Below are 26,351 nucleotides of genomic sequence, written 5' to 3'. Positions count from 1 at the left end.
GCTCGCGGGGTATTTGTTTAAGGTCGGCGGCCGGCCCTGCGACCGATCGAGGTGCCGTAGCGGAAACGTCCATTGGTCATAAGCTGCTGTCAAACGACGTGAGCGAACATCTCGCACTCTCTCTTGAGACTGGCAACGCCGCTCTCACGCTTGCTGTCAAGCTGGCGTACTTACCCCACCGCGACGTTCACGTAGAGAACTACGCCGTAGACGATTTGCCGGCTGACAAAACAAGCGCTAAGACCGAACTGCGCTCATCGACGGCTCCAATCATCATTCGGCTATACACCTATCCGGGAGCGGTCAGGGGAGTTGTGAACGGCGTGACGTTCGGCAGTAGGTGAGGACCTCAGATGTCGGCGTGTTCGCCGCACACTCACCGAACACCACGAGGTTCCCATGCCCCACCGAAGTCCCCGGACCACCCGAAGTGGCTCACCACGTAGCGAATGGACAGGATAAGAGTTGGCGATCACTATCGCTCACCCGACGGATCGCCTAAACTGACACCAATACGCAGGGCCAAGCGAAGACGAAGCACTCGCACGCTGCGCAAACACCGAAATGCCCATGAAGCTCGCGAATTCGGGCTACGTCGGCGCCAGCCCGTCCAACAGAATGTTCGCCAGAACTGTTGCGGCAGTCGCAGGTTCTGTATTGTCAGTTCCAGTGACCATGCCTGCAATAACTCCGACCAAGAACGAAATCCAGGCCTGACTAACGAAGTCGGCGTCGATCGACGAGGTTACGACCCCGACGTCCCGAGCACCCTGGAGAATCAGGCCAGCTCGACGAGCGGCCTCATAATATAGATCGATAAACTCGTTCAGCGCCGAATCGTCAACTCCGGGCCCTTCGGTCAAAAGAAATGTGTAGATTTCTATCCGGTCAGAGACCAGAGTCAACACGGCGGCACTCACCGATTCTACTAGGTTACGGAGCCCGCTCTCAGTAAGGCTCCCGCCGCTAACGTCCTTCGAATCCGGAATCATGCTGAGCAAAACTGCGAATTCTTGTTCAATTAGCGCCGATAGCAGCTGCCGCTTGCTCTCAAAATAGTTATAGAAGGTTCCGTGACTAACCCTAGCGCGACCCGTTATCTCCCGAACACCCACCGCCGCGAAACCGTTCTCGATAAACTCATGGATCGCAGCATCCAATAATTCGGTCCGCCGGTCAGACACGGCGGCTGTATTCGTCACTGAAGCTCCCTAGCAAGAATCCCTCCACGTAAAAGCTGTCCAGTCGCCAACACATAAGACTCCCGTCGTTTGAGATCAGTATCGCCGCGCAAGCTTAGCGCCATTCCTGGCAATACAAGAGACGGGAGGAGACGAACGACAAGGCGGGCAGCGGGGTCATCATCGTCTCCGCTCCATCCTTGGTATGCGGCTGCATCCAACGCCTTGGACACCATAGCGTCGAGCGTATGAAAGAGTCCCTGAATGCGGTAGCGGAGTTCTTCATCGACAGCGCCCGCCTGTACCGTAAGAATCTTCAACAAGCCGGGATTTTCGTCCGCGAGCCTGAAGAGTCGCTCACCGAGACGCTCCGAAACTTGATACGGCAGCGCCAGATCGCCGGTTCTTATAAGGCCCACCAGTTCGTCTGGCGCGATCACTGCAATTAGTTCCTCAGCACACTTATCAACAACTAAATCTAGCAACTCACGCTTTCCATCAACGTACCGGTATAGAGTCCCCTGCCCGATCCCCGCACGGCGAGCGATGTCGCTCACCGAGGCCCGCTCGTATCCTTGGTCTACGAACACGTCAAACGCGGCGGCCGTAAGCTCGGCGCGTCTCCGCTCCGCCAGACCGGCGCTACGTGGTCGACCACGGCGAGGCCTCGGGGTACGTGTCTTCACCGGCTCGCGTCGCGACATGTCCAGTACTCTAGCTGCCGGGGCACAGTCGGTGCCGATGAAGTAGCAGACAATGTCCGCCCGGCTCGCAGAATCGCGCCGGGGGCCGTGGCGGGTACATGCATGCCCCGTGGTCGAGGCGGCTGCTGACCGCACGAACTCCACGCCCGAAATCAGGCTCCCCCAGATTCTCAAGTTTCGCGACACAGATGTTGCTCGCGCCCGTCGGCAGCTTACCCAGGCGGGGGAGGTCGCGTAACAACCATGCGGCGGATAGCGGGGAAGGCCAAACCGGTGTATAACACATGGGCCCGTATCGCGCGCGGGTCGGCAGGTGGCTCATCGGAGATGGGTAGCATCCGCCGCCCCCTCACCTCGACGACTGCCCGGCGCTCAGCCTAGTGAGCACGGGCCGACCGAGGTCGAGTAGACGCTCCATGAGCGTGAACTTCGCAATGGAGGACACTCCACGCACCGCTGCGGGTGACGCGCGGTAGGCGAAGTTGATGAACCACGCCTCCGGCCCCACCGGTACGATGGCCCAGTTCTTTTCCACTGCTTTGACGATGCGTCTGGCCACCTTGTCGGGACCGCTGAGGCCGAACACGGTCTGCGCGGCCCCGGCACCCTCGTTCCACGCCGTCAGTTCAGCATCGCTGAGTCCGTTCCTTCGCCCGTTCTTGAGCAGATCGGTACGGACCGCTCCAGGACAGATCGCAGAGACGCCGATGTGCTGCCTCTTGAGCTCAGTACGCAGCGACTGGGTCGCCATCAACACCGCCGCCTTCGACACCGCGTACGCTACGTCGAGCTCCGACGGAAGGAAAGCCGCGGCGGAGGAGATGTTGACGATATGACCTCGGACGCCATGGTCGATCATCTGCTGGGCGAACACCTTCGACCCGTAGATCACGCTCATCAGGTTCACATCCACCATCCGGCGCCAACCGGCGCTATCGGTTTCCACGAATCCGCCGAGGTCCATGACACCCGCATTGTTGACCAATACGTCCGCACATCCAAATTCTCCGGCGATCCACTGACCGAAGGTAATCCACGCCTCCTCATCCCGGACATCGAGGCGGTAGGGGACCGCGATACCGCCGTCCACCGTGATCTCGGCTGCGGTCGTCTGCGCTCCGAGTTGGTCGATATCGACAGCCACTACGCGATTTCCCCGGCCGGCAAAGAGGAGTGCGGTCTCCCTGCCGATTCCGCCGGCCGCACCGGTCACGATAACGGTCTTCATCGCTGAGCTCCTAGAATCTTCCCACTGACCGCGGCGAACTTGTCCGCCAACGGCATCCGCACCTGCGCTGTGAGCGCTCGCATCACCCCAGGCGACAGCCGGAAGATGTACCAGGCGGCCCAGGCCTCCCACCCCACCGGCACGGTGGCCAGGTTCCACCGCACCGATCGTTCGATCGCGACCGCCACCCGCTTGGGCGATCGCCACGCGAAACGCTGCGCGGCACCGAGGTTCGTCGCCCAGCCTTCAGCATCATCATCACCGGCCCGGTGACCGTTCGCGGCCAGGTCCGTGCGGATCAGGCCGGGGCAGATCGCAGTGACGCCAATGCCCTGCTTGCCGAACTCGGAACGTAGGGCTGAGCTGGCGAGGAGGACACCAGCCTTCGCCGTCACGTACGAGGGCGCGAGAGGCGTGGGAAGGAACGCGCCGCAGGAGGCCACGTTCACGATGTGCCCCTTCGCGCCTGCCGTGACCATGCGCTCGACGAACAGCCGCGAGCCGATGATCGGTCCCATCATGTTGACCGTGATCATCCGCCGCCAGTCCGCTCCCGTCTGCTCGAGGAAGCCACCTCCGATCAGGATCCCTGCATTGTTGACCACCAGATCGGGTGCTCCGTACTCGGCGCAGACCCAATCGGCAAAGGACTCCATTTCCTCCAGAGAACTCGAGTCGACCTTTCGGAACTCGCTCGTACCTCCCCTTCGGCTGATCAGCTGTGCTGTTTCCGATCCCGTAATCTCGTTGATGTCGGTAACGATCACCCGCCAGCCTTTGCCGCCGTAACGCTCGGCGGTCGCCCTCCCGATCCCGGCTCCTGCGCCCGTGACGATCGCTGTCTTCATCGAAGTCTCCATCTCTTTGCTGCACAAGATGATCCGTGTTGTTTCTTCATGCCTGCCCCTCTACCTGCGCCTTGAACGCGGTCACCGTTTGGGTCACGCCCTGCAGCTGTTGCTCGATTCCCACGGCGCCGAGGCCTGCGAGATGGCCTGTCACTTCGTGACGTCCGAACAGGGTTGCGCCGCCGATCTTCTCAGCGACTGATCGCAGCGGGCGCAGGGGCGGCCCGAGACTGGTGAGAATAACCAGCCTCCCACCTGGCTTCAACACCCGCAGCATCTCGGAGAGCGCCCGTCGTGGATCGTTGAACAGGTACAGCGCGGCCAGGCACGACACCGCGTCGGCCACACCGTCGTCGAAAGGAAGCGCCTCGGCGTCGCCACGAACGTAGACGGCCGCGGCGCCGGAGTTGTCTCTGGTGGCCCGGCTGAGCATTTGGATCGATGCGTCCAGCCCCACCGCCAGTCCCCCAGGCGCCACTCGCTCCGCGAAGGAACCCGTGAAGTTGCCCGGACCGCAGCCGATGTCAAGCACGGTCGCTCCGGGAGCCAGCGCGAGCGCTGCTGCGACCTCGGAGCGATCGGCGTCTCGATCTGGTCCGCGGAAGCCGCCCGCCAACCTGCGACCGATCGGACGACCCAGTTGGTACACCGCCGCGTACGCCCTCGTGCGCATCAACTTCTGCGCCACGGTGAACGCAGGCGGCTCGTCGGAGCCGAGCAGATCCACGAAGCCCTCGTCCGAGATCGGCAGGGCACCGTCCTGCTCGCGCAGCACGGACCTCAGCCGCTCCACCACTGTGGACGACGGGGCCCGCTCGTCGGGCCGGGTACCGGGCCCGCCGACCACGCCGGCGCTCACGCCGGCATCCTGTCCGTCGCTCCGGGTTCGGCCCCGGATCGTCCACCGAGTGCGTCCTCGACGAACACACCGATCTCCGAGAACGCATCGCGGGCGTCGGGCAGCACGTCGGCCCCGGCATGGAAGACGTGCAGCGCGTGATCCCATACCTGCAGTCGCACCGGCACGCCGGCCCGAACACAGCACGCAGCAACCTCTTCGGCGTCCGCACGCAACACCTCCGTCGAACCGACCTGGATCAGCGTGGTCGGCAGACCCGCGAAGTCATGATTGACGGGCGAGAGCGCTGGATCCAGCACGCCGTCGCGATACATGCCCCACTTGACGGGCAGGCTCAGCGCGTCGGCGGAGAGCACGGGATCCGTACCGTTGTTGGCGTGGGCGAACCTCGCGGCGCTGTCGTAATTCGCAAAGGGGGCGATGGCGACCAGAGCACGCGGCATCGGCAGCCCCTGGACCCGGATCGCGAGCGCGACGCTGAACACCAGACCACCGCCGGCCGAATCACCCGCCAGCACGATTCGATCGGCGGGGAATCCGGCATCGATGAGGCGCCGGTAGCCGGCCAGGCAGTCCTCGACGGTCTGGCTCACCGAGACGGTGGGGATCTGCCGGTACTCGATGTTGTAGACCGGCAATCCCGTAGCGGTGGATAATCTCGCGACAATCCGCCGATGGCTGTTGAGGCCACAGGTCACCAGACCACCGCCATGCATGTACAGGATCGCTCCGGCTAGCCGCTCCGGCGCAGCGGCGGCGTCTCGATCCCACACCCATTCCGCCCGGTACTGCGGGAAATCCTCGCGCCGCACCCGGGTTCCCCGTGGCGGACGAAGCAACACGATCGGGCGGTCCAAGTTGGCCAGAAACCACAGCGCCATCCCTCGAGGAATGACCCCAGCCTGCTGCAGGTGTACCAACGTCCGCAGCATGGGGCGAAAGGTCTGACCGAACAGCCAATGGGCCACCCTGAGACGGCGGCTCGCGCGCCGGGGGAACTCGATCGGGATCGCGATGTCGTCACGTTCATTTTCAAACTCTGGCACGTGGGAACCCTCCCTGACGCGGACTTCACATTAAGTCGCTATTCCAATAGCGTAACTATGTTAAGCGCATCGCACAAGCCCTCTGCCGGCCCGTTTTGGGATCACCCCCGCAGATGCCCGAAGCCCCGGCTCCAGGCGCTAGAATTCAACAAGTGCCGCTATCCCAGAGCCGAAGCCATCGTCCGCCAGGGAGGAATCATCAGTAAGCGCAAGGTGCTGACCCGGGCGGAGAGCCAGGCGATCACCCGCGAGTCGCTACTCGACGCGGGTGAGGAACTGTTGCTCGAGCGCGGGTACCACTCCACCTCGCTCGCAGCGATCGCCACCGCCGCGGGCCGCACCATCGGCGCCGTGTACAGCAACTACGCGAGCAAGGAGGATCTCTGCCTGGCGATAATCAAGCGGCGCTCCGCCGATGAGATCACAGCGCTGATGAGCGATCTCGCCGAGTCGGAGGACAGCGTGGAGGCTCGTTTGGAGGTCGTCGGCCGGCGCTGGGCGGCATTCTCATCCGACTCGCGGCAGGTTCTCTTGGCGGCCGAGTACGCACTGACCGCAATGCGCCAGCCGGAGCAGCGCGAACGCACCAAGGACGCGGCGGAGCGCACGCTTGAGTCCGTTCGGATCCTGATCGAGGATCACCTCCCCGCCGATGCACAGGACGCGGCGGCTGCCGCCCTTGACCGGGCGGTACACGGCATCGTCGCGACCGGGGTCGGCCTCGCGTCGCTACAGACCATTGGCCAGCTGGACGCAGAGGAATCCGCACGCACGCTTGTCGACGTGATTCGGATGTGGCTCGATCGCACCTTAGCCGAAGCTGAGACCTCGTTCCTCAGTTGAGCCGCCTGCGTCGCCACTCGGCTATCCGCTCCCCCATCTCCGTCGCGGGTTCGTCGCCGTAGATCCACTCCCGGGCGATTCTGTGCCAGTTCGCTTCCGACTCGAGGCGGCCGATGAGTCCCATCGCGAGGAACTCCGCCCGGCGGGAGGCCAGGTGCGTCGGTGGTAGCCGCTGGCGGCGGAGCCCCTCGTGTTCGGTCACCCGCGGATCCGCTGCGAGGAGCACTGAGCTTGTGACCCCCTCGGAGGTGATGCGCAGGGGCGCGTCCGTCACTGTCCACTCGCTGGCGTCACGGACGAAGGCCAAGCATTCGTCGTTCGTTATCGACGCGTCCGCGGCGAACACCCCGCCGTCGACGAGCGTGGCCCGCGCGTCCGCGCCGTCGCCCTCGCATGCGGCCCGGAGCAGCCGCAGTTCCCGAGCGACATCGGCGGGATCCATGTAGGTGTACTGCCCGAAGTCCAGGAAGCAGAGCCTCCCGCTGCCGAGCACCAGAACGTTCCCGAAATGCGGGTCGGCGCAGAACTCATTGCGCTCAAAGAGCGTTCCGATGTAGAAGCGGAAGAGCTGCTCCCCCAGAAGATCCCGCTCCGACTGGGGCAAGCCGGCGGCAGTCGCCAGCGGCGTACCGTCGACGTATTCGGTCACCAACACATTGTCGGCACACAGCCCGCTGATCACAGACGGGATCACGAAGTACGGATGTCCCCGAAACGCCTCCGCCGCTGAGGCTTGACTCCTCGCCTCCCTCAGATAGTCGAGTTCCGCGACGAGGTTGCGTGCGATCTCGTCGAACAGTGTCCCGTCGCGCACCGTCGGCCATTGGGCTCCGAGGAGCTTTCCGAACAGCTTGAGGTTCCTGACGTCGGAGCGGATCGCCTCCCGGATTCCTGGATACTGCACTTTCACCGCGACCCACCTGCCGTCATGCAGGCGTGCTCGGTAGACCTGCCCGATCGATGCGACGCCGATCGGGCTATCGGGAAACTCCGCGAAGGCATCATCGAGGGGCCCCAGCGCCTTCTCGATGATCGGACGCATCGTTATGAACGGCAACGGTTCAGCCTGGGCGCACAGCGCCTCAAGGCGCTCGCGAAAGCTGTCTCGCCGATCCTCGGGAAACAGACCGATATCGATGACGGAGAGCATCTGCCCCACCTTCATCGAGCCGCCTTTGAGGTTGCTGAGAACCTCGACGATCTGCTCCGCGGCGCGCACCGTAGATCGTTCCGCCAGGGCTGCGCGCGCCTCTTCTGTGCGGCCCATCATTGCCAGCTTTGTACCGACTGAGCGGGCGGTCTGCCTGGCCGCGAGCCCTCCGATCGCGACTCCTCGCATGCCTTGTTCGCCTGCGACTCCTGACAGAGTGGCACGTACCCGGGGCGTCGTCCGTTTCATAGGTTCTCCTCGTCGAAGGTCCCGATGGCCCCTGAGCCGATGGATGGATCATTCCGCGCGACACGCGGTTTCGTCAACAGCGCGCGGAAGCCGACCGGGCGGGCGGATTCTCGACGAAGTCCTCGATGATCGCCGTCACCACGTCAGACTCCTCCATCATCGGCAGATGTCCGCATCCGGGTAGGAACTCGATTCGATCAGGTCGGAGCGTTTCGTTCAGCGCCGCACCGGCGCGGGGGTTCAGGCCAAGGTTGGATGCGCCCCAGACCACGGCGAACGGAGGAAAGTCCGGCCCTGGACGCATATCGTCGACCCGCTCGAAGCCTTCCATATTCGTGAACAGCTCCGCGAGCGCGGCCAGGCGTCCCTTTCGGTTCCAGGTCGCGCCGGCAACCCTGGCCCCGGGAACCGGGCTGCGCAGTCCGCGCCACCACTGCTTCGGGCCGAACTGCACCGCCACGATCGCAGGTCCCAGTAATCGCGGCGCACGGATCATGCGCGATACAGCGATCGACAGACGCGGAAACACTCGGGGAATCCACATGGCCCAGCCGACCACGCCTCTCCGTGCAGTCTCCGCGGTGAGCGGGTTGATCAGCACCAGAGCGGCGAACAAATCGGGGCGGCGGTCAGCGAGCAGCAGCGTCATGGCGCTTCCCATGCAGTTGCCCACCACTGATATCCGGCCGACGTCAAGATGCTCGACAAATGCCTCGAGGAGGTCGACATGGTCGGTGATCAAGTATCCACTCTTGGGGACATCCGATTCGCCGAAGCCGAGGAGGTCCAAGCAGAAGACCTCGTGGCGAACGCTCAGCGCTTCGGCCTGCGCCGCCCATATCTCCTTCGACGTCCCACCGTTGTGCAACATCAACACGGGCGGTCCCGCCCCCTCGCGGGTGTAGCGAACAGTGTTGCCGCCGTGCAGAAACTCCTCCAGTGCCATGGCATCCAACCTTCCGTTGAGCGACCGGTCTCCGCTCTCATGCAGAGACGATCCGTATACACGTCACGATAAGGCATTGACGCGCTATCTGGATAGCATTAATATCTTAACTGGCTCGCCAGGTTTCGGGAGCCGCGACTGCACCATGGAGGCCACATATGCTCAGTCCTGACCACGAGGTCATCATCGTCGGCGCAGGGTTCGGCGGCATCGGTTCAGCGATAGAGCTGGATCGCGCTGGCGTCTCCGACTTCCTTATCGTGGACAAGAATGAGGGAATCGGCGGAACCTGGTGGGCGAACACCTATCCCGGGGTCGCAGTGGATATTCCATCTATTTACTACAGCTTCTCGTACGCCCCTCCGAACAAGTGGAGCCGCATTTTCGCTCCCGGCGCGGAGGTGCAAGAGTACGCCGAGCAACTGGTGGACCACTTCGACTTGCGTTCGCGGCTACGACTGGGAATCACGGTGACCGGAGCCGCTTGGGATGAGAGAGAACATCTTTGGCGTCTATCCTTCGCTGACGGCTCGCATCTCACCAGCCGCTACGTGATCGGTGCAGTGGGAGCGCTGGAACAACCGTCGATGCCCGATGTGGAGGGAATCGATCGCTATCAGGGCAAGGTCGTGCACACCTCCCGCTGGGACCACGATTACGACTACTCCGGCAAGCGCGTCGCCGTGATCGGGACCGGGGCCACCGCGCTGCAGCTGATCCCCGAGATGGCCGATGTGGCCGAGCGCCTCGCAGTGTTCCAGCGCACGCCGATCTGGGTGGCGCCGAAACCGGACGCGCGGATCCCCGCAGCAGTTTCCCGCGCGCTGCTGGGAATTCCCGCACTCCGGCGCGCGATCCGTGCAGCAGTCATCGTGTCCATCGACTTCTCCATCACCGGGATCGGAATATTCCACGAGCGAATCCCAGTCCTCGTATCCGGCCTCGCCCGGGGAGGCGCAGTCGGCTACCGGGCATGGCTCCACGGCCACCCCGAGCTCGCCGAAAAACTGACCCCGCAGTACGCCGTCGGCTGTAAGCGGCCATCCGTTTCCAATCGCTACTTGAAAACCTTCACACGTAGCCACGTCGACCTCGTAACCTCGGCCATCACCGAGATCACTGAGACGGGCATTCGAACCGCCGACGGGTCGGAGTACCCGATCGACGTGCTGGTGTGCGCTACGGGTTTCAAAGTCATGGCAAAGGGGGCAACCCCACCTTTCCCCCTGAAGGGCATGGGCGGGCTCGACCTGAACGAATTCTGGGATACCCACCGCTATCAGGCGTATCAGGGCGTCTCCATCCCGCAGTTCCCCAACGCGTTCATGATCACCGGCCCGTATGGATTCGCTGCGGGTTCCTACCTCGCGATGATCGAGTGCACCAGCAGGCACGCCGCCCGCGCGATTGCGGAGTCCCGCAAGCGCGGCGCGACACGTGTCGAGATCCGCCAGAAGGCGCACGACGCGTACTACCGCAAGTATCTTGCGCGGGCGGGGAAGACGATGTGGCTGTCGCCGGCGTGCGAAGGGTCCAACACCTACTACGTGAACTACCAGGGCGACGCCGCGGCAATCAGGCCTAGCACCCACATCGAAATGTGGTGGGGCAATAAGCATTTCCCGCTTGAGGACTACCAATACCGTTCAAGTTTGACTGCATCCGCACAGTTGGAGAACGCCTCACTCCTTCCCACTCCGTGATCCCGTTCCGCCCTACGAACTCCCCGGGCGTGGCGAGATCCCTATTGCTTTTAGAGAACTGATATGTCAGTCTATTGCGATCCGGGGCTGGCGAGAGAGGAAGCTATGTCAGAGCTGACCCGAGGCGGCACCCAGCGCACCGCGAAACTGGTGGGATTACCGTTGGGCTTCGCAGGAAGGGCCGCGGTCGGCTGGGGTAAGCGGCTGGCCGGTGCCGACAAGGCCGAGGTGAACGCTGAACTCCAAGCCAAGGCCGCGGAACAGATCTTCGCCGTACTCGGCGAGCTCAAGGGCGGGGCGATGAAGGTCGGCCAAGCGATGAGCGTCATGGAAGCGGCGATACCGCACCAGTTCATGGGGCCGTACCGCGAGGCGCTCGCCAAGCTCCAGAGCGAGGCACCGCCGATGCCGGCCACTGCGGTGCACAAGATGCTGTCCAAGCAGCTCGGCACCACCTGGCGCGAGAGGTTCGAATCGTTCGATGACAACGCCGCCGCATCCGCCTCGATTGGCCAGGTGCATCGCGCGGTGTGGAAGGACGGGCGGGCAGTCGCGGTCAAGGTCCAGTATCCCGGCGCCGACGAAGCGCTCCGTGCCGACTTGAAGGCACTGAGCCGGATGGCGAACATCGTGAAGCCCTTCGCACCCGGCGCCGACATCGGCGCGCTGGTCGACGAGCTCACTGAACGGACCGAAGCCGAACTCGACTATCGATACGAGGCTGCGAACCAACGAACGTTCGCGAAGTCCTTCGGCGATGACCCGAACTTCATGATACCCAAAGTGATTGCTAGCTCACCCAAGGTTCTCGTCACGCAGTGGGTCGACGGCACGCCGTTACGGGAGGTCATCGCCTCGGGCCCCCAGACTGAAAGAGACACTGCGGCCGCTCTTCTCACCGAGTTCGAACTCAGCTCCCCCAGTCGCACCGGCCTTCTGCACGGCGACCCGCACCCCGGTAACTTCATGATCGCGCCCGACGGCCGCCTGATCGTGCTGGACTTCGGTGCCGTCGCCGAGCTTCCAGACGGCATTCCGCCGGCTGTCGGGCAGATTCTGCGGCTGGCCCGCGACGAGGACTACCCGACCCTATTCTCCCTACTACGCGGCGAGGGATTCATCCCGCCCGAGTTGGAGATCACCCCGGAAGAGATCCGTCGCTACCTCGCGCCGTACGTCGATCCACTGAGATCTGAGCGCTTCCACTTCACCCGCGAATGGCTTCAGCGCGCGACCAACGCAACGCTGGACGTGCGCGGGGATCGTTTCCAGACCGGCCGAATGCTGTCAATGCCGCCGAGCTACGTCATGTTGTTCCGCGTCCTCCTCGGCATCGTGGGAATCAGCTCGCAGATGGAAGCGGAGGCTCCGTACCGCGCGATCATGGAGCGATGGACCGAGCCGACCGTCTGACACTCCTACCTACTCCCCAGAGAGAAGTCATGTTCACCATTTCCGCTCAGCCACCGGATGATCCGTTCACCGAATCCGCGATCGTGATCCGGACGGTCCATCACTTCGACAGTTCTGCGAGCGCGGTCTTCGCCGCCCTAGACAGCGACGTCGCCTGGCGGTGGCTGGCGCCCACGTGCGGTGTCGACTATCTCGAGCCTGCCGATGACGGTGCCCCGCGAGGCGTCGGCATGGTGCGCGAGATGGGGAGCGTCCGTGCGCCGCTTCGCTGGGTATGGCGACAACGCGAGGTGTTCACCGCGTACGAGCGGGACCGGCGGTTGAGCTACTTCGCTTCGCACGGCAGCTGGCCACTACTCCGCCTGTGGGCGGAGGACTACCTGCTGGAGCCGACCTCCGCCACCTCATGCACACTCACCTGGACCGTGGGATTGACACCGGTTCTCATTGGCCGACTTCCCCTGCGCTGGACCGAGCCGCTCCTCCGCGTCGCCTTCAGCATCGGAATCCGGCCCGGACTAAGACGTTTAACCCGACGCCTCGCGGCCCGCATCTGAGTTCTAAACTCCCCCTTCTCGTTCAGAACAATCAAGGAATCACCATGACGCAATCGTCCGCCGCCGACTCCTTCGCGCCACAGGTCCCTTCCACTCCCGATCACCATGTGGTCGTCATCGGAGCAGGCTTGAGCGGAATCGCTGCGGCAGTCCGACTACAGGAAGCCGGCATCAATGATTTCGTCGTCGTAGACCGCGCCGACGATCTGGGCGGCACCTGGCGCGACAACACCTACCCGGGCGTCGCAGTCGACATCCCGTCGATCGCGTACCAGTTCACGTTCCATCGCAATCCGAACTGGTCCCGCGTGTTCGCCCCAGGATCTGAGGTGCAGCAGTACCACCAGGACGTGGTCGACCACTTCGGCTTGCGCAATCACCTTCGCTTCAGGACCGAAGTTCTTGCCGAGAAATGGGACGACGAAAACCACCTCTGGCGCCTACCACTGGCCGACGGCGACGTCCTCACCGCCCGGTTCGTCATCTCCGCGATCGGACCGTTCATCAACCCGAAGCCGGCAGGCAACGGCATCCCCGGCTTCGACGACTTCCTCGGCACCGTCGCAGTCCCCGCACGCTGGGACCCGTCGTACGACCTGACCGGCAAGCGCGTCGCGGTCATCGGCACCGGCGCCACAGGCGTACAGCTCGCCGGACACGTTGCACCGGATGTCGCGGCAATGACGGTGTTCCAGCGCACCCCGGTGTACTGCGTCCCGAAGCCCGACTTCAGGATTCCCTCGGCTCTGAGGCTGCTACTGCGGGTACCCGGCGTGGCCGCAGCGCTGAACACCATCGGACTGATCGGCGCGCACCTCGGCCTGTGGCTGGTGATCAACACGCCCGGTTTCGTCGTGCGGCCGGCGATGCGCCTGTTCGACAGGGTCATGCGCCGGGCGTACCGCGGCTACCTCGGTGCGATCCTGGATGACCCGGCGACCGCCGACGCCCTGACCCCCTCGTTCGGTATGTTCGGCAACCGCCCCACACTCAACTCGAGCTTTCCGCGCGCGTTCAACCTGCCGACAGTGGAGCTATGCACCACCGCGATCGACCGCGTGGTTCCCCAGGGCATCCGCACCGTCGACGGCACCGTCCACGAATTCGACTACATCGTCTCCGCCACGGGGCACGAGCTCTTCAGCGAACCGTCGAGTTTCGCTCAGGGGCGCGTGGTCGGCGTCGACGGTGCCGATCTCGGCAGGTGGTGGAACGAGAACGGAATGCAGGCATACGAGTCGGTCGCTCTTCCCCTCTTCCCCAACCGCTGGATGATCGTGGGCCCATACTCGTGGACCGGCACAGGCTGGCACGGATTGGCCGAGAACGCCGCGACCCACATCGTGCGCGCCATCAGTCTGGCTGACGCTCGCTCCGCAACCCGGATGGAGGTCCAACCCGCGGCACTGCAGCGGTTCACAGCATTGATGCTCCGTCAGGGGCGCCACCTCAAGTACTACTTCACCGAGCTCAACAAGGGCGTCCACTCGTACTGGGTGAACTCCGCCGGCGAGATCCCGATCCTGCGCGCCACGACGATTCTAGCCGCACGGAAGGCATCACGGGCGTTTCCCGCGGACGACTACAGCTACCGGTGATGACCGTACGAAGCGATCCGAGCCCTCAACTCCTGACATTCGCTTTGTCGCCCGCCATTCAGTTCGTTCAACGCCTACGGAACCTGCCACCTTGCCGAGGAACCGTGCAAACTTGTCGGCGGCGGGACTGTGGCCAACGGATCACTCGAGGTCGTCTACGACGAGCATGGCGGTGGCACCGGTCCACCCACCGCGGTCTTCTTGCACAAGGGTATTGAGAATTGGCACATCTGGCGACAGCTCATCGCGCGATCCAACGGAAAGGGCCGAAGGAATCTATGAATAGTCCAACCATGCCGCAGCGAACCAGCGCAGAAGCAGCGTCAAGAATCGGCGGTGGTCGACGGGTAGCCCGTTCCGTCCGGCTTTCGCCAGAAATTGACGCGGAGCTTCAGGCTTGCGCGTCGGACAATTCGACCACCCCAAGCGAGATCATCCGGCGCGCACTGGTTGAATACATGGCAGACGCCCTATACTCCCTTTAGGTGTTCTGCCCTGAGAGGCTAGGACGCGGCTCGAGGGCGGCCTTCCTCCGAGTGCCGTGTGGCCTCGATGGTAGTTGTAGGGGTGTAGCCAGGCCGGGTATCGCCTCGTTACGTTCGTCGTCGGTACGGTAGAGTTGGGCATAGGCCCATTCATCGGCGAGGTTGCGGTGGAAACGTTCGACTTTCCCGTTGGTATGCGGTCGGGTAGGGGCGGGTCCGACGGTGTTCAATGGTTCCGAGCGCATCCCGGAATGCATGCGATCGGTAGCATGATCCGTTGTCGGTCAACACTGTCCGAGCATGGACCCGAGCTCTGCGACCAAGTGTTGACACGGATCCAGAACGCTGCCGCAGTGTCTTTCCAGTCAGGATCTCGCTGTAGACCAGCCGCGAGTGCCCATCGAGGGCGGTGTGCAGGAGAGGATGCCCGCGCAGCGGTTGGCGGGACTTGTTGAACCGGCCGCTATCGCGGTTGGCTTGGGAGTTACGGCCGCCAACCTCGCCCGAGCATCTGCCATCCTCCGCCGGTAGGGATCTTGCCGAGTTTCTTCCGATCGATGTGCACCAACTCGCCGCAGGTGGTGGTCTCGATCCGCCGCACCACTCGGCCGCTGGGACGGTCGAGCCAGCGCAACCTTGCCAGGCCGTAGCGGGTGAGCACCCCGTGCACCGTCGACGGGTGCAAACCCAGTATGTAGCCGAATCGCGCCGGCCCCAGCGACGCAGGGACCCTGACCTTGACGATGTGCGTTCGGTCCACGTCGGCGTGCGCGTGGGGCTGCGATACGGACGACTCGGTCGATCAGTCATAGCCGCACCGCGACCAGCGCGGTACCGCTGGCCCATCGTAGTGCGGTTGTCGGCGAAACCTGGAACCGCTCCGCATCGCGGCGCACCGGCCACGCTGCCTCGACCACACACCAAGCGAGCCGCAGCCGCCCGGTCCCGACAACGACGCGTTACGGTGGACCACGAAGGCCTCCCGCTGTGTGCGTCTCCCAGACAGTTCGCACTTCACCCGGAGGTCTTCGTCTGGTCATCTCGCCACGCCTGTGTCCCTAACGTCCGAGGTCAGAACACCTAGGTTGGAAACTCAGAGGTTCTTGTCCACGACGGGTTAAGACTGACCCCCTGACGACGGGGCGGATTCCAGTCATCGTTGCAACACAGGCTGATGTGCGAGGCTAGCAAGTCGTTGAAGAACGCTGCCGGGGATCGGTTGCCGAGGACCTTCCGCGGACGGTCGTTGAGTCCCTTCTGGACCGCAGAAAGATGCTCGGTGGAGTGGACCCGAAGGTCGGTGCCCTTCGGGAGGGTACTTCCTCAACAGGCCGTTGGTGTTCTCGTTCGTCGGGCGCTCCCAGGGCGAGTGGGCGTGGCAGAAGTAGACCGGCATATCCAGCTGGTTCGTGATCTGGGCGTGGTGGGCCATCTCGTTGCCCTGATCCCACGTCACGGACTTCCGCAGCGGCGCGGGAAACTGTCGGAGCGTGGTAATCATCGCGTCGCGGACCGCTTCGGCAGATCGTGCCCCGCCCAGGTGGAGCAGGATCGTGTAGCGACTGGTGCGCTCGACCAACGTGCCGATCGCGGATCGATAACCGGTCCCGACGATCAGATCGCCCTCCCAATGACCGGGAATGAGACGGTCGGAGATGTCCGGGCGATCGTCGATGGAGACCATTCCCACCAGCCGCCGAGGCAGCAGCGCGGGAGCAAGCCGGCGGCGGCGATAGCGACGTCCTGAACGCAGCAGTGTCGCCCGATGAGGGCGACGGAAGTCGCTGTCCGAGCAATAGATTGACTGATAGACCGTCTCCGCGCACACCTGCCGACTCGGATCGTCTACGAACCGCTGCCGCAGAGCGATACTGATCTGGATCGGACTGCAGCGCTTATCGAGATACTCTTGGACGAACGCAGTGAGCACGCGGTCACGGTTGATCCGTCCGCGGCCGGGACGCCGACGACGGGCCTCAGCCACCCGGTGCGCTTGGAACGGGCGGTAGGAGCCATCGGGAGCCTTGTTGCGACGCAGCTCGCGGCTGATCGTCGACGGTGCTCGGTCGAGCTGTGACGCTATGTCGCGGAAAGTGACTCCGCGACGACGCAAATCTGCGATCAGGACTCGTTCGTCCTCGAAGATGAACCTTGCCGACATCGGCTGCTTGACGACGATCACCGGCTCAGACTGACGCGTGTTCCCCGACAATCGGCCGACCATTCGTCCACGCATCCCACGTCCGACCAGTCCGGTAGTGGATACCGACCTCGCGTGCCGCATCGGCGATCGTGTGCCCGGCACCGATCAACTCCGCGAATCGCTGCCGCTTTTCCCACTGAGGCTCCGGCCCCGCCTTTCCCTTGACCACGCAACACCCCCTTCCATCTCCCGAACGTGTTGCAACGGTCACTGGAATCCGCCTCGTCGCTAGGGGGTCCGTTCAGACCCGTCGTTGACAGTTCTGAACGGCACGATCACCGCCCACTAATTTCCGACCGCCGACCGCCGACCACGCGCCAGATGGCGTAGATCAGCTGACCACTCAGGATTCCCTCAACGCTCTTTCTCGCCACCCCGGGGGGCCCGGCCCAGGGGGCCTACGCTCACGTACACAACACCCCATCCCCGCGACACGCTCTTCCGCAAGCAGCGGGCACCATCGAGGCTCAGGGGGAACCGAGAGTCCTGCCCCCTCCACTACTGCGCCTTCCAAGCTGGCACCTGGCAACGTTAGGCGAATCCAGAAAACCGACACCGACCGCGCCGTCGGTCGCCCACCGGTCGCGAACTAGAGGGTGTGAGCGCCGGATGCGCATGGGACCTCTCCTTCGCGCGGTGGCGGTCGGGCGTGGCATGTGGCTTGCGGGCGCAGCCGAAGGTAACCACCAATATCGTCGCCGCGTAGGAGCACCCCGACCAGGAACAGGAAGATCGCGGAGAACCTCCGGCTGGCGAGGCTCAGATAGCCAATAGTGTTCGGCTCGAGGAACGCCCCCCGGCCCACGGCTGAGCCTGCGCGCATGCCCTTCGCGCAGACCTTCATCGGCAGAGCTCCGCCGTCCGGGTGGGTAACCCGCGGCGACGCGTCGAAAGCCTTCAAATCCTTGCATTGCAAATGGTTTGAATTACTCGATTCCTTGGCTACTGCCTCCGATTTGGGATAGGTTTCTAGCCATGTTCAGTCGCGGTCTTCTTGGGATCACGATCGGGTTGGCAGCTTTCGTTGTCGTCGTGACCGCTGTCGTAGCGGTTGTTCTCGTCCGGCCGTGGGAGCCGGCGAGTGAGGCTGTTGAGGCTCGGATCTCCGAGAGTGCACACGTCTACGATCCGGCCACCGCCGACGTGACAGACGATTTGACTGGGTACCTGTATCGCCCGGCGACGCCGCGGGACGCCGGAAGCGTTCCTGTCATCGTCCTGATTCACGGCGGTGGGTGGCTCAAGAGCCCCGATGCGTCGTACGTCGCACCGATCGCACGCAGCCTCGCCCAGGAAGGTTATGTCGTGTGGAATGTCAACTACCGCAGGGTGGGCGAGGGCGGCGGCTGGCCCACAACATTCACCGACCTCGCTCGCGGGGTCGACCACATCACGAACCTGCGCGGCGTCGCGCCGGAGATGGATCTCCAGCGGGTCACGGTGGTCGGTCACTCGGCTGGCGGTCAGCTCGCGGCGTGGACTGCGGGACGGCACGCGCTGCCTGACGGTGCACCCGGCGCTGATCCGGCGGTGCGGCCTCATGCGATTGTCACGCTCGCAGGCGTTTTGGATATGCGCTTGTCGCTGACGAAGAATGATCACGTCAAGCGTGCCCTGGGCGGGACACCGGCGGAGGTTCCGGACAGGTACGCGCTGGTGGATCCTCTGAAGCGGTTGGCCCCGGCGGTCCCCCTGCTTGCGGTGACCGGAACCAGCGATGCCGTGGTGCCGGCTCGGGAGGCGGCTGAGTACGTCGAGAAACACCGGGCACGAGGAGGTTCCGCTGCCCTTGTGGAACTGCCGGCGCTCGGTCACGGGGACGTGGTGGACGTTCACAACAAGTGGTGGCCGACGATCAACTCGCTGATCACCACGGTCGCCAAACACGGCCCGCGGGCGGTCGTCGCGCCACACCCGTAACCCTCGAAACCTGATCCGACAAACACCGACTGCGCGGACCGTCCAGACCGAAGCGGGCCGCCGCACCATCAGAGGAGGCCATCGTGACCAATTACACGTCGAAGAAGCTGCGGGCGGCACTGTTCGCCGTGGTCACCGCACCCGCCCTCGTACTCGTCGGCTGCTCGAACGACGACTCGACTCCGGCGCCGTCGTCCGCGCTGAACGCCACGACCACGGCCACTGGCCAGACGCCCCAGGGCGAGCACGGCGGGGCTGGCGCAGGACACGGAACGACCGGCGGTCAAGGGCACCCCGGTGGTAACGCCGGCCAGAAGCCCACGCCCGGCCGCACGACGACGGCGCCGAAGCCGCACGCCACCGCGCCGAAGGCAACCCCAGGACCGACCCAACCGCAACGCCCCACTACGGGTAACGATGTACCCGAACCCGGGAATCCCACACTCACCGGCCCAGGCGGCAACGGTGCAGATTTTCCCGAACCCGGCCAGCCGACCTTCAGTGGCCCCGGGAACGGCGACATCCCTGAGCCTGCCGGTAGCTAAGCCCCCGGACTGCTCTACGTTTCATGTCCGGGCCGTAGGCGCCCTTGTGGATCATCGAAACGGTTCACGTGGTTCGCCGAGCCTGCGCTTCGACATGCGCGACCTGCGGACTTCGCTGATCGACTCACCGAAGTAAGGAACGCATCATGCTTAGGAATATCACCACGGGAATGGCGGGCATTGCCGCTCTGGTCGCGCTGGCGGGGTGCGCCGGAGATCCGGCCTCGACCACATCGTCGTCGGAGGCGCCAGCGGTGACGTCCGCATCTCACGCTACGTCTGCCGCGGCGGCCGGAGGCGGGCAGCCAGGGGGCGGCGGGCCGACAAGGACAGTCACGCCTCCACCCCAGGGGCCCGCGCGCACGACCCACCCGGGCGCGTCTGATGCGGGGAGTTGGGACCGAAACGGCAATCCGGTCAACGGCGGCCCCAAGGGTGCGGACGGCTCGACGGGCAACAATCTCACCAAGAAACACTGCGCGCAGAACCAGGATCCGGCGTGCCCGGCGGGGAGCTACGTCGGAGCCAACGCCATTCTCAGTCCAGACGGTAGCGGCAACTACACCCCGTGCGAAGGATCCGTCTGCACGAATCCGAACCACGGCGGAGGTAATCGCCCAACCGGCAACGGTGGCGCTCCCACGACCTCGGCTCAACCGGCACCGGCGCGCGACGACGATCCAGCGGGTAAGCCCTGCACAACGGGTATGGGCGTCGCCGGCACATACATCTACTCCGAAGACACCAACTCCTGGGTCTGCCAGATCGGCTGAGGACGCCCGTCGACGGCGAGAGAACGCGCCCACCCAGGCCGCGGTGCACGGCGCTCGGCGATTAGACACCACGCCCCGACATCTGGGCCACCCGGATCACGGTCTCAGCCGGAATGTGAATCAGACCGTCCGCCAGAAGAGCAACGGCAAGTTCGCCAACCGGCTGCGGGTCCAGATTGCCCGCGATCACCTGCTTCGCGCCCGACACTGCGACACCGACGACGAGGTGCGCGAGCACATCCGACCCGATCCGCGGTGCCTCGACGCTGGCTCCTCGGGTGCGGGATCGGATGTGTTCGGCGATGCGGTCGACCAGACTCTGCACGAGGGACCGTCGCAGTTCCTCCGCCGCGTACGGCCCGTCATCATCAGCGAATACCAGGTGGAACCCATCGGGATTCGAGTGGGCGAACCGGAACAAGTTGAGGACGTTCGCACGCACCTCGTCCCGCACCGGAAGCGCCAACGAGATGTCGTACGTTTCGAACATCACCCCGCGTAGCGCCTCGACCTCCCGTCCGATCACACGTAAGTACAGCTGCTCTTTGTCGCCGAAGTGCGCATAGAGCGTCGGCTTGGTGGTATCCGCCTGTTCGGCGATGGTCGCCATCGACGTCGCGTGGTACCCCTCGCGCTTGAACGCCGCAGCAGCGGCATCCAAGAGCTGGGTGTCCGTCGGTCTGTTCCCGGTACTTCGCGTGGCCACCCGCCCATCGAACACGACTGCCCCTGACTCTGCAGCATCATGACTTGACTCACAGCTTTACCGTCAAGTAAAACTTTGATCAGAGGCCTCCCACACAGCGGAAGCCAAGAGCTCTGCGGAGGAGTGCGATGCGGAATCGGATCAGCCAAGGGCAGCGGCGTAAGGGAGGCACGGTCGGGCGAAGCGTGATCGGTTCGGTCGGCGCGATCGCGGTCGCGGTCGCGGTCGCGACAAGCCTCGGAGGCACCGGAATCGCCAGTGCCGCGCCAGTGCCTGTCATGCCCGACGGAGGCCTCCAGGAGGCGCTGCTGAACTTCGCGGCGGCCCCCGATAGTGTTCGAGGCGCGAATGACTGGACATGCATGCCGAACAAGAAGCATCCGAACCCGGTGATCCTGCTGCACGGCACGCTACTCAACGCCGGCGCGAACTTCGTCCGGCTGGCACCGCGCCTCCGGAGTGCCGGTTACTGCGCGTACGCGTTCAACTTCGGGATGACCACTACGTCGGCGGGCAGGCTCGGCGGCCTCGGTCCGATAACGACCTCCGCCAAGCAGCTCGAATCGTTCGTCGGCCGCGTCCGAACCGCAACCGGCGCCCCCAAAGTCGACATCGTCGGTCATAGTCAGGGCGGAAACGTCCCGATGTGGTGGATGAAGAAGTTGGGCGGCGCAGCACAGGTAGCTCATTACGTCGGGTGGGCGCCGAGCTCACACGGAACCACCTTCAACGGGCTTTTCACCCTCGCTCAAGCATTGGATACGAGCGGGTTCTCCGTAGGACTCGCTCGGAGTCTCCAGTTCACCGGAATGCTCGAGCAGATGACCACCAGCACGTACACCAAAGAGCTTTGGGCGGACGGAGACCAAGTTCCGCCCGGCCCCCGATACACCACAGTGATCACAACTCACGACGCGGTCGTCACGCCGTATCAGAGCCAGCGTCTCCGAGGCGCGGACGTCAACAACATCATCCTTCAGGAGCGGTGTCCAGCAGACCCCACCGGGCACACATTCATGTTCCTCGACGGCCCCACCATCGATCTCACGATGAACGCGCTCGCTGACGGACCTGACAACTACCAGCCGAGATGTGGCGACTACTCGCCGATACCGGCGCTCTGACTGTGCTGTCCAGAGATGTTGTCTTGTTAGGGGTCGTTGAGTTCGGCTGACAAGTGAAGGCCTCGGAGAATCATGCCGGTGCAGTTGCGCCAGGTGTTACTAAGCACTTGTAGACAACCCTGTACACCTCTGACACCGTGGTCATGGCGGTCCTCTCCCATTCACGAGACGACGTCAACCAGTTGTGGTGTCTGCCCGGTACGGCATTTCGAGGCAGTCCTGTAACGGGCCACTACTCGCGGCAACGAGTTGGGCAGGCCTCTCATCAGGCCACCGAAGCAAGACCGGTCCGGCGTCGCTGCCGCGGCTACGCGGACAAATCCCGGCCAACGCACCCCCACGCGGGGCCGAGCGATTCACGAGTCACACGCGGCCAGGCGACGACGCCGACCCTGCCAGCCGATACCGGACCAGCCATGACTAACATTTACAGGCAGTTCAGTCATAAGCATCTCCAGCGGCGAAGAGGTATGCGTTCACCTAGATCGCGACCGATCGTGCGAGTAAGCACAACCTGGAAACTAGTCCCTCCTCGCCGATTGAGCTACCTCTGTTCATATCCACGTCCGCCTCTCACTCGACATTGACGGATCCAACAATTGTCCGTGTCAGGCTGCCGCCGCAGCTCGGGCGAGGGCGTCATCCTGCTCGGGGCTTCCGCCGGAGGCGCCTAGCCCGCCGATTAGCTCACCGCTGTCGTTGAGGAGTGGAACGCCGCCGCCGACGAGGAGCAATCCGGGTGAGTGGATGTGATCGAAGTGCAGTGTGGGTTTGCCGAGTTCGAGTGGGGCCGCCAATGCGATGGTCGGGGCTTGGAACATTACGGCCGTGCGTGCTTTGGCGATTGCGAGGTCGTTCGAAGCGAGCCACGCGCCGTCCATGCGTGCGAAGGCGACGAGGTTCGCGCCCTTGTCGAGTACGGCGCCCCCTGCATCCCCTCCTTGTGAGCCGCCTCAATACCTTGACCTATCAGACGGTTTGCGTGCTTGAGAGTAATGTCAGGCATTTTGGGTCCACTCGGTCTCCTGCCACTGCTTCGCGGCCTCGATGGTCGCGAGCGGCCGCATGGTGCGGTACAGGTGCTCGTCGGCGGGGATGATTTCGACCATGGCTTCAATCATTTCTTGCGGGTCGGCTTGGTCGGCGAGACTGTCGCCGAAGTCCGGCATCGGCACGACCGCGGAGTCGGCGTCGTACCACTGGACGTAGCTCTCCGCGCCGGTGTCATTGAATCCGGTACCGAAGACACCGGGGTTCACGGTGGCCACCTGTACGCCGTACGGCGCTAGTTCGGCCTTCATTGAGCCGGCGATGGCCTCGATGGCGTGCTTCGTCGCACAGTAGACACCAAGGAACGGGACCACGAGGATGCCACCCATAGATGAGGTCCATACCACTTTGCCGGACTTGCGTGCGACCATCTTCGGCACGATCGCTTGCACGAGCGCCATGTGCCCGAAGACGTTGATCTCAAAGGACTCGCGGGCTCGTCGCAGCGGAATATCTACGATCGAGCCGCCCTCCATGACCCCCGCGTTGAGAACAAGCACATCTGGGTCGTACTTGCCCGCGTGAGCGATGTCGATCTCGTCCAGCAGATTGAGCTTGATCGCCTCGAGTTCGACCCTGCAGCTGCCGCATCGGCGCGCACATTGCGCACCTGCGGCCAGGTTTCAGCGGCCGCGATGACGATGTGGCCTGCGCGGGCTAGCTCGATTGCGGAGCCGAGACCGAAACCCGAGCTTGCACCGGTGATCAGGACCTTCTTTGGCATGAGCTTCCTCTCGGAGATGTTGGTTTGCTCCTTAGAGCGTGCCTTGCAAACCAATCATTGTCAATAACTAGTTAGTTACATTACTGGTCGGTATGCTGCACAGGTGCCTCCTGACGCGACCGACACTAAACGGCGACTCCTGAACGCCGCGCGCCGAGAGTTCGCCGAGTTCGGGCTGGCCGGCGCAAGGATCGACCGTATCGCGGAAAAGGCGGGCGCCAACAAGCGTTCGATCTACATGCACTTTGGCCCGAAGGAGCAGCTCTTCGACCTCGTCATAAGTTCCACTCTTGCCGCGATGGCAGAGGCCGTGCCGTTCATTGCAGGTGACCTCGCCGCGTATGCAACTGAGCTGTTCGACTACCTGCTCACCGAAGGGGAGACGCTTCGGCTGATCGCCTGGGCGAACCTTGAACGCCCCACCGCTACGACAGAAGAACAACAAACATATGGCGCCAAGGTTGCTGCATTGTCGACGCGCTACGGCAACTCTGGTGCGGACGTACTTGCGCTAACGCTTGGCCTGGTCACCGCCTGGGCCAATGCGTCACCAGCGCTGATCCCTCCCTCCTCACACAACAACACCACCTCGAATGCGCACCGACGACGCATGCTCGCTGATGCGGTGCGCTCGGTGGAGTCAACATTCGTTCGCCTCCACTAAGCGATCACGCGAGTCCGCCAATACGGCGCCAGTAGCGGCGCGGAGACTCTGGCGGCACTCCCATCTGTGAAGGCCCGCAGGAGTTGTCGTGCCTACTCACTACGAGACCGCAATCCGCCGATCTGAGCGCTCTCGATTGTCAACCGATGTGTTACTCCGGCGCTTGGGTCATCCTGCCGGGACGTGGTTTCTTAGGAACGCGACCTGGGTCGTGGCCACCTCCTCGAATAGTGCACCAGTGTAGATGTCGAAGTGACCTGCATTGTGTGTAACCACCTCGCCACGAGGGGCTCGTGCAGCGTGTTTGAGCGTTGCTGCCGCGGGTGTCACTGAGTCCGTCGCGCAGACGTTGAACAGAATCGGGCACGCGACGTCGCGGGTGCGCCGGCCTGGAAAGTTCCGCGGGATCTCCAGCGCAATCCGAGCAGGGATCATCGTCTGGGTGGTCTCGGCATCGAATCCTGCCGCCTTCCAAAGCGACTGCACTCCGTTCAGAGCGTCAGGTGCGGTAATGAGAGCGGCCTCGGCGGGTTTACCAACCATTTGCACCCGGATCGGGGCGCCGCCGCGGCGGTCGGCCACCAGGTCGCGCAGCGCGGCGACTACGACCTTTGCCCAGGTGCGAACGTCGATTGCTAGCGCGGATGCGATACCGTCAGTGAAGGGACCTTGCACGATCGCCGCTGCGATGCGACGATCCTTTGCCGCGGTCACTATAGCGTGGCCACCGCTAAACGACGTGCCCCACACCGTGACGCGGTCCGGGTCGATTCCCCCAAGTGAGCGCGCGTAGGCCACGGCAGCGCGCCAGTCTTCGCGTTGAAGCGGGATCGTGAGCAGTTGGCGCGGTTCGCCTGAACTGGCCCCCCCAATAGCGGTAGTCGAAAACTAGGCACGCGTACCCCGCCGCTTGGAACCGCTCGGCGAACGCGTCCAAACGCATTTCCTTGACACTGCCGAGTCCGTGGGCCATGACAACAATTGGATGTGGCCCGGCACCCGCAGGCGTGTAGAGCCAAGCAGCGCAGACCTCACCACCCGAGGTGAACTCTACGTCACGTCGATCCGGGCCGTACTCCATACAGATCCAGTTCCCTTTCTTACGGCTGGCACGCCGACCATCTCGTCAAGGAAGTCGCCGTGCCCAATGCCGTTGCTGCGAATTGATGGTGATCGATCCATGAGAACTGTGTGAGCGGCGCTCGCTACTCGACCCAGCAGTCGCAGCACTTCCATCAATGCCAGGTCCATAGTCTTAGATCCGCCACCGATGGCGCAAAAGCCGGAGATTGCGTCCGTCCAAACTCGGCGAGCGTAAGGTCACCCGATCTGGCAGACCCAGCTGTTGGTGTCGTCGGAGTAGATGTAGGTCCCGGCTACGCCCATGCCTGTGGTGCACGGCTTTCCGCCCGGATCGTCGTCACGGACCTTGGGCGCGGTCGTTGTCGGCGCGGTGCCGTTCTCGTTCGAGTTGTCGCCAGCGCCATGGTTTGGATTGGTACAGACGGTGCCCTGGTCGGGGCCGGTGCACGGAACGTTGTATGTGCCATCGTTGTCGGGTGCGGTCGGCTTGGTCGGGACGGTTCCAGTGACCGTGTGCGGCGGACCGGGGCGTTCGGTGACGGTCTTGGTTGGTCCGGCGTTGCTGCCGTTACCCGTCCCAGGTGTGTCCGACTGCCCGGCTGCGGGGGTCGGGTGGTCTGTCACGGCGACCGAATTCGACTGTGTTGTCGTCGTCGAGGTGGGCTCGGATTCGTCTGAGCAGCCTGCACTTAGTAGGACGAGTGCAGCGATACTGGCGATCGTTGCGGTGGATTGGCTGCGCACCATGG

Annotated in this window: 21 protein-coding genes and 5 pseudogenes; 10 read left to right on the top strand and 16 right to left on the bottom strand. The window is 63.8% G+C overall.

The window, feature by feature from the left end; translation table 11 throughout:
• Positions 1 to 98: 98 nt before the first annotated feature.
• The gene (locus tag ACLQ3K_RS25625; RefSeq protein WP_426002169.1) at positions 99 to 344 is read left to right on the top strand and encodes a hypothetical protein; all 246 of its coding nucleotides are present in this window, start codon (positions 99 to 101) and stop codon (positions 342 to 344) included.
• A 246-nt stretch (positions 345 to 590) separates the two neighbouring features.
• Here the strand turns inward: ACLQ3K_RS25625 and ACLQ3K_RS25620 are convergent, their stop codons facing one another.
• From ACLQ3K_RS25620 to ACLQ3K_RS25595, 6 genes are all read right to left on the bottom strand, one after another.
• Positions 591 to 1,202: a TetR/AcrR family transcriptional regulator gene (locus ACLQ3K_RS25620; RefSeq protein ID WP_326482309.1), complete on the bottom strand. Its 612-nt coding sequence runs from the start codon at positions 1,200 to 1,202 to the stop codon at positions 591 to 593.
• Complete coding sequence (locus ACLQ3K_RS25615; RefSeq protein ID WP_426002168.1) at positions 1,199 to 1,885, bottom strand: TetR/AcrR family transcriptional regulator; 687 nt, start codon at positions 1,883 to 1,885, stop codon at positions 1,199 to 1,201. The genes ACLQ3K_RS25620 and ACLQ3K_RS25615 overlap by 4 nt, the downstream gene beginning before the upstream one ends.
• 349 nt (positions 1,886 to 2,234) lie before the next feature.
• Positions 2,235 to 3,113, bottom strand: coding sequence for an SDR family NAD(P)-dependent oxidoreductase (locus ACLQ3K_RS25610; RefSeq protein ID WP_326482311.1), 879 nt, complete (start codon positions 3,111 to 3,113; stop codon positions 2,235 to 2,237).
• Positions 3,110 to 3,961 carry an SDR family NAD(P)-dependent oxidoreductase gene (locus ACLQ3K_RS25605; RefSeq protein WP_326482312.1) on the bottom strand — a complete coding sequence of 284 codons (852 nt, stop codon included), beginning with the start codon at positions 3,959 to 3,961 and terminating at the stop codon, positions 3,110 to 3,112. Before ACLQ3K_RS25605 ends, ACLQ3K_RS25610 begins: the two co-directional genes overlap by 4 nt.
• A 46-nt stretch (positions 3,962 to 4,007) precedes the next feature.
• Positions 4,008 to 4,820, bottom strand: coding sequence for a class I SAM-dependent methyltransferase (locus tag ACLQ3K_RS25600; RefSeq protein ID WP_326482313.1), 813 nt, complete (start codon positions 4,818 to 4,820; stop codon positions 4,008 to 4,010).
• The gene (locus ACLQ3K_RS25595) at positions 4,817 to 5,866 is read right to left on the bottom strand and encodes an alpha/beta hydrolase (RefSeq protein WP_326482314.1); all 1,050 of its coding nucleotides are present in this window, start codon (positions 5,864 to 5,866) and stop codon (positions 4,817 to 4,819) included. The genes ACLQ3K_RS25600 and ACLQ3K_RS25595 overlap by 4 nt, the downstream gene beginning before the upstream one ends.
• 213 nt (positions 5,867 to 6,079) lie before the next feature.
• Here ACLQ3K_RS25595 and ACLQ3K_RS25590 point away from each other — a divergent pair, with 213 nt between their 5' ends.
• Complete coding sequence (locus tag ACLQ3K_RS25590) at positions 6,080 to 6,709, top strand: TetR/AcrR family transcriptional regulator (RefSeq protein ID WP_326482315.1); 630 nt, start codon at positions 6,080 to 6,082, stop codon at positions 6,707 to 6,709.
• On the opposite strand, the gene ACLQ3K_RS25585 is transcribed toward ACLQ3K_RS25590, so the two are convergent.
• Together ACLQ3K_RS25585 and ACLQ3K_RS25580 are read right to left on the bottom strand one after the other, a co-directional pair.
• Entirely contained in the window at positions 6,702 to 7,928 is a 1,227-nt protein-coding gene (locus ACLQ3K_RS25585; RefSeq protein ID WP_326482316.1) for an AarF/ABC1/UbiB kinase family protein, read from the bottom strand. The genes ACLQ3K_RS25590 and ACLQ3K_RS25585 overlap by 8 nt on opposite strands.
• Before the next feature lie 253 nt (positions 7,929 to 8,181).
• The gene (locus ACLQ3K_RS25580) at positions 8,182 to 9,054 is read right to left on the bottom strand and encodes an alpha/beta hydrolase (RefSeq protein ID WP_326482317.1); all 873 of its coding nucleotides are present in this window, start codon (positions 9,052 to 9,054) and stop codon (positions 8,182 to 8,184) included.
• Between the two features lie 158 nt (positions 9,055 to 9,212).
• On the opposite strand from ACLQ3K_RS25580, the gene ACLQ3K_RS25575 reads away from it, so the two are divergent.
• From ACLQ3K_RS25575 to ACLQ3K_RS25560, 4 genes are all read left to right on the top strand, one after another.
• Positions 9,213 to 10,757, top strand: coding sequence for an NAD(P)/FAD-dependent oxidoreductase (locus ACLQ3K_RS25575; RefSeq protein WP_326482318.1), 1,545 nt, complete (start codon positions 9,213 to 9,215; stop codon positions 10,755 to 10,757).
• Positions 10,758 to 10,862: 105 nt separating this feature from the next.
• Entirely contained in the window at positions 10,863 to 12,170 is a 1,308-nt protein-coding gene (locus ACLQ3K_RS25570) for an ABC1 kinase family protein (protein ID WP_326482319.1), read from the top strand.
• A gap of 29 nt (positions 12,171 to 12,199) precedes the next feature.
• On the top strand, positions 12,200 to 12,727 hold the full coding sequence (locus ACLQ3K_RS25565; protein WP_326482320.1) for a hypothetical protein: 528 nt from the start codon (positions 12,200 to 12,202) through the stop codon (positions 12,725 to 12,727).
• Positions 12,728 to 12,771: 44 nt separating this feature from the next.
• Positions 12,772 to 14,325, top strand: coding sequence for an NAD(P)/FAD-dependent oxidoreductase (locus ACLQ3K_RS25560; protein WP_326482378.1), 1,554 nt, complete (start codon positions 12,772 to 12,774; stop codon positions 14,323 to 14,325).
• A gap of 481 nt (positions 14,326 to 14,806) precedes the next feature.
• On the opposite strand, the pseudogene ACLQ3K_RS25555 reads toward ACLQ3K_RS25560, so the two are convergent.
• From ACLQ3K_RS25555 to ACLQ3K_RS25545, 3 genes and pseudogenes are all read right to left on the bottom strand, one after another.
• Positions 14,807 to 15,783: pseudogene (locus ACLQ3K_RS25555) on the bottom strand (IS481 family transposase).
• Positions 15,784 to 15,963: 180 nt separating this feature from the next.
• Positions 15,964 to 16,992 carry an IS30 family transposase gene (locus tag ACLQ3K_RS25550; protein ID WP_326482321.1) on the bottom strand — a complete coding sequence of 343 codons (1,029 nt, stop codon included), beginning with the start codon at positions 16,990 to 16,992 and terminating at the stop codon, positions 15,964 to 15,966.
• A gap of 4 nt (positions 16,993 to 16,996) precedes the next feature.
• On the bottom strand, positions 16,997 to 17,182 hold the full coding sequence (locus ACLQ3K_RS25545; protein WP_426002167.1) for a helix-turn-helix domain-containing protein: 186 nt from the start codon (positions 17,180 to 17,182) through the stop codon (positions 16,997 to 16,999).
• An 806-nt stretch (positions 17,183 to 17,988) separates the two neighbouring features.
• Between ACLQ3K_RS25545 and ACLQ3K_RS25540 the strand changes: the two genes are divergently transcribed.
• Together ACLQ3K_RS25540 and ACLQ3K_RS25535 are read left to right on the top strand one after the other, a co-directional pair.
• Entirely contained in the window at positions 17,989 to 18,933 is a 945-nt protein-coding gene (locus ACLQ3K_RS25540) for an alpha/beta hydrolase (RefSeq protein WP_326482322.1), read from the top strand.
• 83 nt (positions 18,934 to 19,016) lie between these two features.
• Positions 19,017 to 19,478 carry a hypothetical protein gene (locus tag ACLQ3K_RS25535; RefSeq protein WP_326482323.1) on the top strand — a complete coding sequence of 154 codons (462 nt, stop codon included), beginning with the start codon at positions 19,017 to 19,019 and terminating at the stop codon, positions 19,476 to 19,478.
• Between the two features lie 834 nt (positions 19,479 to 20,312).
• Here ACLQ3K_RS25535 and ACLQ3K_RS25530 read toward each other — a convergent pair.
• Complete coding sequence (locus ACLQ3K_RS25530) at positions 20,313 to 20,957, bottom strand: TetR/AcrR family transcriptional regulator (RefSeq protein WP_426002171.1); 645 nt, start codon at positions 20,955 to 20,957, stop codon at positions 20,313 to 20,315.
• A 185-nt stretch (positions 20,958 to 21,142) separates the two neighbouring features.
• On the opposite strand from ACLQ3K_RS25530, the gene ACLQ3K_RS25525 reads away from it, so the two are divergent.
• Positions 21,143 to 22,081: an esterase/lipase family protein gene (locus tag ACLQ3K_RS25525; protein ID WP_426002166.1), complete on the top strand. Its 939-nt coding sequence runs from the start codon at positions 21,143 to 21,145 to the stop codon at positions 22,079 to 22,081.
• A 608-nt stretch (positions 22,082 to 22,689) separates the two neighbouring features.
• Here the strand turns inward: ACLQ3K_RS25525 and ACLQ3K_RS25520 are convergent.
• Both ACLQ3K_RS25520 and ACLQ3K_RS25515 read right to left on the bottom strand, forming a co-directional pair.
• Positions 22,690 to 23,087, bottom strand: a pseudogene (locus ACLQ3K_RS25520) (GlcG/HbpS family heme-binding protein).
• A pseudogene (locus ACLQ3K_RS25515) lies at positions 23,080 to 23,855 on the bottom strand (SDR family oxidoreductase). Before ACLQ3K_RS25515 ends, ACLQ3K_RS25520 begins: the two co-directional pseudogenes overlap by 8 nt.
• Positions 23,856 to 23,958: 103 nt before the next feature.
• On the opposite strand from ACLQ3K_RS25515, the gene ACLQ3K_RS25510 reads away from it, so the two are divergent.
• Positions 23,959 to 24,519, top strand: coding sequence for a TetR family transcriptional regulator (locus ACLQ3K_RS25510; protein ID WP_426002165.1), 561 nt, complete (start codon positions 23,959 to 23,961; stop codon positions 24,517 to 24,519).
• Positions 24,520 to 24,687: 168 nt separating this feature from the next.
• Here ACLQ3K_RS25510 and ACLQ3K_RS25505 read toward each other — a convergent pair.
• Positions 24,688 to 25,600: pseudogene (locus ACLQ3K_RS25505) on the bottom strand (alpha/beta hydrolase).
• Between the two features lie 239 nt (positions 25,601 to 25,839).
• Positions 25,840 to 26,351 (bottom strand): annotated as a pseudogene (locus tag ACLQ3K_RS25500) (hypothetical protein); the annotation flags it as partial.

Source organism: Tsukamurella sp. DT100 (assembly GCF_049844855.1).
In the GTDB taxonomy this organism is placed as follows: domain Bacteria; phylum Actinomycetota; class Actinomycetes; order Mycobacteriales; family Mycobacteriaceae; genus Tsukamurella.
Note: the sequence above shows the minus strand (reverse complement) of the source record. Positions and strands in the feature narration are given on the sequence as shown.